8 protein-coding genes and 1 pseudogene are annotated in these 7,439 nt (G+C 69.1%); 1 reads left to right on the top strand and 8 read right to left on the bottom strand.

What is annotated here, in order from left to right:
* A pseudogene (locus ACXJJV_RS00145) lies at window positions 1–386 on the top strand (hypothetical protein); the annotation flags it as partial.
* Window positions 387–442: 56 nt separating this feature from the next.
* Here the strand turns inward: ACXJJV_RS00145 and ACXJJV_RS00140 are convergent.
* The 8 genes from ACXJJV_RS00140 to ACXJJV_RS00105 all read right to left on the bottom strand — a co-directional run bounded on the left by ACXJJV_RS00140 (window position 443) and on the right by ACXJJV_RS00105 (window position 7,428).
* Window positions 443–1,480 carry a DNA topoisomerase IV subunit A gene (locus ACXJJV_RS00140; protein WP_456466119.1) on the bottom strand — a complete coding sequence of 346 codons (1,038 nt, stop codon included), beginning with the start codon at window positions 1,478–1,480 and terminating at the stop codon, window positions 443–445.
* A gap of 13 nt (window positions 1,481–1,493) precedes the next feature.
* Window positions 1,494–2,138 (bottom strand): KH domain-containing protein, encoded by a 645-nt coding sequence (locus tag ACXJJV_RS00135; protein WP_456466118.1) that lies wholly within the window; start codon window positions 2,136–2,138, stop codon window positions 1,494–1,496.
* 5 nt (window positions 2,139–2,143) lie between these two features.
* A complete protein-coding gene (locus ACXJJV_RS00130) occupies window positions 2,144–2,932 on the bottom strand; it encodes a serine protein kinase RIO (RefSeq protein WP_456466116.1) in 789 nt (262 codons plus the stop codon).
* Window positions 2,933–2,953: 21 nt separating this feature from the next.
* Window positions 2,954–3,289, bottom strand: a complete 336-nt coding sequence (eif1A, locus tag ACXJJV_RS00125) for a translation initiation factor eIF-1A (protein WP_456466115.1) — start codon at window positions 3,287–3,289, stop codon at window positions 2,954–2,956.
* A gap of 262 nt (window positions 3,290–3,551) precedes the next feature.
* On the bottom strand, window positions 3,552–4,523 hold the full coding sequence (locus tag ACXJJV_RS00120; RefSeq protein ID WP_456466113.1) for a tyrosine--tRNA ligase: 972 nt from the start codon (window positions 4,521–4,523) through the stop codon (window positions 3,552–3,554).
* Between the two features lie 13 nt (window positions 4,524–4,536).
* Entirely contained in the window at window positions 4,537–5,601 is a 1,065-nt protein-coding gene (locus ACXJJV_RS00115) for a 60S ribosomal export protein NMD3 (RefSeq protein ID WP_456466125.1), read from the bottom strand.
* 10 nt (window positions 5,602–5,611) lie between these two features.
* Complete coding sequence (locus ACXJJV_RS00110) at window positions 5,612–6,709, bottom strand: DUF1512 family protein (protein WP_456466111.1); 1,098 nt, start codon at window positions 6,707–6,709, stop codon at window positions 5,612–5,614.
* Window positions 6,706–7,428, bottom strand: coding sequence for an RNA methyltransferase (locus tag ACXJJV_RS00105; protein WP_456466109.1), 723 nt, complete (start codon window positions 7,426–7,428; stop codon window positions 6,706–6,708). Before ACXJJV_RS00105 ends, ACXJJV_RS00110 begins: the two co-directional genes overlap by 4 nt.
* Window positions 7,429–7,439: the final 11 nt, after the last annotated feature.

Below are 7,439 nucleotides of genomic sequence, written 5' to 3'. Positions count from 1 at the left end.
CCTCGGTGAACGACCCGGTGTACGGTCCGAACGGGACGGCGGCGCCCTGCCCGCACAAGACGGCTCGGGTGCTCTTCGCCCTGATGAAGACGGGGATGGACCCGCTCGACGATCGAGTCAAACGGGCCGTGGAGTTCCTGCTGAGCACCAAGAGTCAGGATCCGGACGGGTCGTGGTTCTGGCCGTCGATGGACGATCCGGGTAAACCGCAGGAGGTGGCCTGTCGGGCGTACTCCACGGGGTGGTGCCTGGCGGCGTTGGCGGCGTGGTTGGAGCGGGTGCCGTCGGGCTCTTCGCCCGGCCGGCCGTCCGGTGAGCGGGGTGAGAGGCACGGGCTGCCGGTGATCCCGGTGGTGCCGCCGTTGCCTCGGCGCCGGTCGGGTTAGGCCCCCTCACCCTGGGCCTATCGTTACGGTCATTGTAACGTTTCCCGGGGTCGCGGTCACTCGAGCTCCTCCAGCTTGGTCGGGAGGTACTCCTCGACCACGTAGTCGAGGGAGTACTTGGCGAAGGCCTGCTGCTCGGCCTTCCTGCCCAGTCGGGCGAGTAGGTCCAGCTCGCGCCGCCAGAACTCGCTGTCGTATCGGGGGTCCCGTTTCAGCTCCTCGATGCGCTTGCGGTCGGCCTCGGTGAGGGGTTCGGTGGGGAGGTCGTACTCGACGATGTCGGTGGCGGTGACGCCGATGAACTTGGCGTCGGGGCAGGCGAGCTCGTGGTTCAGGTGGGCGGCCTTGGCACTCCCGCTCCGGATGACCATGTAGATGTGCCAGCCGTACGGGTCGCCGTCGGTGAACACGTACACGGGGAGGTCGAGCTCCTCGTTGAGGCGGCGGAGGAGGCGGCGGGTGGCTCGGGCGGCCTGTCCTTTGAGCCCGACGATGAGGGCGTCGAGCTTCTCGTGGGCGCGCTCCTGAACGAGGCGTCGGTACATGCCCATGGTCTCGACGGCGATGACGCGCTCGGCCCCGCAGTCGAGGAGCTCGACGGCGTCCACGTTGGGTGGGATGTTGTAGCCGCTGATGCCGGCCCGCTCGGCGTGGATCTTGACCCCGTCCTCCTCGACGAGGAGGTCGCCGTAGACGGCGGCCCCGTCCTCCTCGGGCCAGATGCCGAACTCCTCGCGCTTGAGCCCGAGGACGGCCTCGAGGTCCTCGACGATGGCGTCGCTCTCGCGCTGGTCCTTGAAGGGGAGGTCCCAGCCCTCGCTCGTGTAGTACAGCTCGCGGAGGGTGGCGGAGCGGCCGGTCTCGACGAGCTCCTTGGCGAAGGCGGCGACGCTCATCATCTGGGCGAGTTTCTTGGCGCCGCGGAGGGTGTTCGGGCGGCGTCGGTACGCGTCGTCGCCGAGGGTGTACACGCGTCGTTCGGGGTCGTACCGGATGTTGGAGGTGGTGCGCTTGGGCACCTCGAGGGGCTCGTCGTGCTCGAGGCAGCGGAGGACGCGGCGGGCGAGTGAGCGGAGTCGGTCGAGGGCGGTCATGGTGGCGCCCCGGTCAGAGGAGGTCGGGGGGCTCGGAGTCCTTCCAGAGTCGCAGCTTCTCGCGCTTCATGCGGCGGCGTTCGCTCTCGAGGTATCGGTACACGCGGCCGTGGGGGGCGCCGGAGGCGAGCATTTCGATGGCCTTGCGGGCGATCTCGAGCTCTCGGGGCTTGCCGATGAGGGCGACGGTTTTGCCTCGGATGGAGACGTCGGCCCCGCTGAGCTCCTCGATGAGCTCGCGGGTGCGGCCCTCTCGGCCGATGATGCGGGCCCGCTGTCGCTCGAGGGCCTTGGGGTTGCGGCCGACGAGCTCGTACAGGTTGATGATCTCGAGGCTGGCGTCGTCCTCCCGGAGGAGGCGGAACGCGCGCTCGGGCGAGAAGCCGCGGCCGATGGCGAGCACGCACTCCTTGGCCTTGAGCAGGTCGAGCGGGTCCTTCACGCGCTTGGTCGGTCGGATCTCCACCTCCCCGGTCTTGCTGTCGATGCGCAGCTCGACGCCGGTCTTGCGCTCGATGTACCGCTTCGTCTCGCCGTTCCGGCCGATGAGCACGCCGATCCGGTCCTTGGGGATCTTGACGCGCTCCACCCGCTCGTAGAACTCATCGGCCAGCTCGGGCTCGCCCTCGGGCGCCTCCTCGGGGGGTTCCTCGGCCACGGCGCTCACCCCCGGATCTCCTCCACGAGCTCGTCGATGTGGGGCGTGTCGACCCCGAGTCGGGTGAAGAAGTTGGTCACGTTGCGGATGTCGCGGAGGAGGAGCTCCTCGGCCAGGGGGTGGTCGAGGAGGACGCCCTGGGAGAAGTCGATGATGCGGTAGTCTCCGTCGCCCCCGTACAGGATGTTGTACTCGCTGAGGTCCCCGTGCACGAGCTCGGCCCGGCGGTACATGCGCTGGTAGTCCTCGAGGATGCCCCAGAAAACCTCCTCCGCGGTCTCCTCATCCTCGGGCGGGTAGTCCTTGATCAGGGGGTAGGGGTTGCCCTCGTCGTCGCCGATGAACTCCATGATCAGGACGTTGTTCATGTGGGCGATGGGCTCGGGGCAGCGGACGCCGGCCTCGTACGCGCGGGCGAGGTTCTTGAACTCCTTCTCGGCCCAGGCGTAGACGATCTGGTGGCGCTTGCGCCCGATCCGGTGGAAGCGGGGGTCGCCCCGGATGTAGCGCCACATGCGTCGGAAGTCGCTGGTGGCGACGCGGTAGAGCTTGACGGCGACGAGCTCGTCGCCGCGGACGCCCCGGGCGACGTTCGCCTCCTTCCCGGTCTTGACGAAGCCCATCAGCCCGTCGAGGTAGCCGCGTCGGGAGAGCTCGTAGAGGGTCATCAGGGTGTACTGGTCGAAGACCTCCTCCTCGACCTTGAGGTCCTCGAGGGTCTTCTCCAGGCGCTTCACCTTCTGGGGCTCGACGTCGACCCGCTCGATGGCGGAGAAGTACTTGTCCTCGGCCAACGGGGCGCCTCCCGGTCGGGGTTAGCCGCCGGGGATGATCTCCTCGAGGAGCTTGATGACCCGCTCGTCCAGCTTGCCCTTGCGCTTGAGCCAGTCCACCTGGACCCGTGTGTACCGCCAGGTGACGTCGGCGCGCTCCGGCTGGAAGTCCCAGGGTTTGACGAGGACGACGTCGCCCTCGCGGATCCAGACGCGCTTGCGCATCTTGCCCGGGATGCGGGCGATCCGGGTCTTCCCGTCCACGCACCGGACCTGGACGCGGTCGTCCCCGAGCATCTTCTCCACGACGCCGAAGATCTCACCCTCCTTGGGCAGCCGGATCTTCTTCAGGGTCTCGTCGTCGATGCGCTTGCCCACCGGGATCACCCCGGGCCGATCGTTTCCGTACCAGGTTAAGTAGTTCCTCGGAAACGCGGACGCAGGCGAGCACCGCGTCCAGTCCCGACGCGGCCTTGGCCGGGCTCCGGGCCCGGAAGGTGAGTTCCACGCGGTCCGCGTCGACGCGGGCGCGGGCGCGGAAGCCGCGGGGTCCGCCCTCCCAGAGGGGACCGTCGCGGAGGGGCGGGGGCAGGTCGCGGAGGAGGAGCCGGCCGCGGAGGCGCGAGGGGACGGGCCCCCGTCAGGAGGGGGTGCCCACGGCCTTGCGCACGGGCTCGAGGATCTCGGCGAGGTACCGGGCGGCGTTCTCCTTGAGGTCGAGCGGGTGGAGGTCCTCGTTGACGAAGTCGCGCTCGAGCTCCTCGTAGCTGGTGTAGGTCACGTCCCCGCCGTACTTCTCGGGGCGCTCGATCGTGACCTCGTCGTACTCGCGGAAGATGAAGTACCGGTAGATCTCGAGGACGGGGTTGCCCTCGGCCTCGCCCGCAGGGCAGTAGGCCCGCCGGAGCTTCTCGCGGATGGTCTCGGGGTCGTCGTTCACGGCGATGTAGTTCCCCTTGCTCGAGGACATCTTCTCCTCGCCGTCGAGCCCGTGGATGATGGGGGTGTGCAGGCAGGTGGGGGCGTCGTAGCCGAGCTTGGGCAGGACGTCCCGGGCGAGCATGTGGATCTTCCGCTGCTCGAGGCCGCCCACGGCGAGGTCCACGTTGAGGTGCACGATGTCGAGCGCCTGCATGAGCGGGTAGACGGCCTGGGAGACGGGTGGGTTCTCCTCGCGGCGGGCGATCATGTCCATGCTCCGGCGGGCGCGGCGCATGGTCGTGTGACGGGCCATGCGGTACACGTCGAGGGCGTAGTCCTCCTCGAGCTGGAACTCGGAGCCGAGGACGAACTCCGTGCGCTTGGGGTCGAGGCCGAGGGCCGTGAAGCAGCGCTTGTTGTACTCGGCCAGCTCCCGCACCTCCTCGAGGGAGCCCTTCTCGTTCAGGTACGCGTGCAGGTCGGCGAGCAGGATGATCACCCGGAACCCGGCCCGCTGGAGGTCCACCATCTTGTCGATCACGAGCTTGTGCCCGAGGTGGATGTCGCCCGAGGGCTCGAACCCGACGTAGGCGACGGGCTCGTCCTTCTCCTCGAGTATCCGGCGGAGCTCCTCCTCCGTGACGATCTCGACGGCGTTGCGCGTGACGAGCTCCCAGGCGTCCTCCGCCATGGCGCGCCCCCCGTCAGTCCTCCTCGGGTAGGACCACGGCGCCCTCGTCCAGGACGACGACCGTCACCCGCCGCCCTATTTCTAACCCGTCGAGGGCCCCGGTGTCGAAGCAGTCGAGGGTCTCGCCCGTGCGCTCCAGCACGACCTGGGGCGGGTCGGTGTTCACGACGATGGCGGGCTCGGGCTTGAGGCGCCGGGCCTCCGCGAGCTCCTCCCAGTCCCGGCGGACCCGGGTCCCGTCCGTCAGGCGGCGGAGGGTGCAGCGCTCGCCCACGCCCGTGACCTCGTACGGGGCGCCCTCGAGCTCGATCACGTCCCCGGGCCGGAGGTGTGGGAGCCGCACGGAGATGGACGTGCGGTAGCGCCGCTTGCCCGTGTCCTTGTCGACGCCGACCAGCTCGTGGGACTCCCGCACGGTCCCGCCGAACCGGTCGACGAGGCGTCGGGCCAGCTTCCGGGCGGCGCTGGTCGAGCCGAGGTAAAAGTCGATGCCCTCGTCCCGGTGCTTCACGTCCGAGATGAAGGCCATCGGGTCGCGCTTGAGCAGGGACTCCGCGGACCGCGTCACGAACTCCTCCAGCTCCTTCCGCTCGGACTCCGTGAGCCCGCCGCGGAAGGAGCGCACCTGCAGGATGGCCTCGTAGAACCCGGACCGGTACTTCATGCACCGGTGGCAGAGGGTGAACGTGACCGGGACCTTGAGGTGGTACTCCCGGCGGAGTCGCTCCCCCTCCACCTCCCACTCGCCCTCGACCAGGAACGCGACCTGCACGCGGGAGCCGGGGCCGCCCGGCTCGCCCTTGACCTCCAGGGGCCGGACGTCCACCCGGGCCCCCTGAAGGACCCGCATCTCGTCCTCCAGGGCGCGGAGGGCGTACTCGATGAGCAGGGACTCGACGTCCTCCGCATCCTCGGGCGGGTGCTCCCAGCGGAGCCCGGTGTGACGGCTGAGGCACTGGGCGCAGACCCGCACCTCCAGGTCCTCCGGCACCCGGATCATCGGGTGCTCCTCGAGGAAGCACTCGGGGCACAGCCCCTCGATGAGCGTGGTCGCCTCGCGCCCGCACCGGTGGCAGATCAGCCGGCGCTCACCCCCCGGTGTACGGTCGGTTGTTCGGGACGCCGACGGTGTTCCCCACGCCCACGATGATGACGGTGGAGCCCTCGGGTGCCTCCTCGGCGAGCCGGAGCGCGCGCTTCGCGGCCTCCTCCACGGCGTCGACCACGGGCTTCGGCATCGGGGTGACGGCCTCGGTCGCGCTCATCTTGATCGCGACCGCGTCGAGGTCGATCCCCTCGTCCGCGGCGATCTGCTCGATTTTGTAGCTCTCGTGCCCCGGGTCGCCCATCGCAACGCCCACGCCCTCGCTCACCTTCCCCGTCCGCTCGCCCTCCAGCTTCAGGGCGGCGTCGATGGTGATGATCTTGGCCACGTCCCCGTACTCCCGCACCAGCCGACGGACCGCGCGGCCCAGTCGACCTAGGTTGCCGCCCGGGCCGTTCGCCTTGACGATGACCAGGCGGCGCCCCTTGTACTCGCGCTCCGCCGCCACGGTGTCCCGCTCGATCTCCCGCGTCTCGGCGTCCCCGATCAATCGGGCGGCGACCATGGGGCCGACGCTGTCGCCGATGGGGACGCAGTCGAGGAAGGCCTTGGCGCCCTCGTAGTTGCTCTTGATGTACTGCTTGAGCTCGGGCAGGACCATGGTGAGGAGCAGGAGGAGCTGCAGGTTGTTCGTCTTCTTGGCCGAGAGGAGGAGGTGCCGGAGGTACTGGGTGAGGGCGTGGATGGTGAGCACGCAGCTGAGGGCCTTGCTCATGTTGTCCACGTCCGCGCCCTTCCGCTTCCCGGTCAGGATCCGGGCGTAGGAACGGAGCTTGTCCTCGCTGCGCTCCACGAGGTTCTCCAGCCGCTCGATGATCCCGTGCGGGTCGAGCTGCACGGGCTGCACGATGAACATGTTCGCGGCGCGCTTGACGATGGTCCGGGCCTCGTCCCGGTCGCACCGGGCCCGGGAGACGACGATCTCCTGGACCCGCTCGTCGATCCGGGAGATCTCGTCGATCTCCCCCTGGATCCTCCGGACGAGCAGCCACCGGTAGTAGAGCTGAGCCAGGATCCAGAACACCAGGAACGAGAGGATGATGTAGATCAGGTTCGTGAGGATCGAGGAGTCCACGTTCACGGGTCTCCCCCCGGGTCGCCGGAGCGGGAGTACCCTTCCACCCTCCTTCGGGCCTTCTCCAGGATCCACAGCAGGGACTTCACCTCCTTGTCGGTGCAGCGGGCCCGGGCCAGGAAGCGACGGAACGTCGTTCGCACGTTCCCCCGACGCACCTCATCGATCCCGAGGGCGCGCATGAGCCGATCGAGCGCGCCCACGAGCACCTCCTTCTCCCGCTTGGTCGCGGGTCGGCCGTAGCGCTCCGGCACGTGATCGTCCTTCGTGAGCTCGTACAGGAGCACGGCCACGGCGTGGGACAGGTTCATCGAGCGGTACTCCTCGCTGGTGGGGATGAACACGGTCGCGTCGCACAGTTCGATCTCCCACGTGCGGAGGCCCCGGTCCTCGGGTCCGAAGACCAGCGCGACCTTCCCGTGGTCGGCGAGCTGCTCTCGGGCCTCCCAGGGGGTCAGCGGGTTCCGGGCGGGGGTCGAGCCGAGCACGGCGGTGGTGGCCACGGCGGCCTCCACGTCCTCGAGGGCCTCCTCCAGCGTGCTCACGATCCGGGCGCGCTCCAGCACGTCCACCGCGTGCATCGCCCGGGCAATCGAGACCTCACCGAGCTCGGCCCGGGGTCGGACGAGGAAAAGCTCCTTCACCCCGAAGTTCTTCATCACCCGGGCCACGTGACCCACGTTCCCGTCGTACTTGGGCTCGACCAGGACCACCCGGATCTCCAAGCCCGCTACCT

Source organism: Methanopyrus sp. (genome assembly GCF_053997775.1).
The sequence above is the reverse complement of the archived record's forward strand: the minus strand, read 5'-3'. Positions and strand labels throughout refer to the sequence as shown.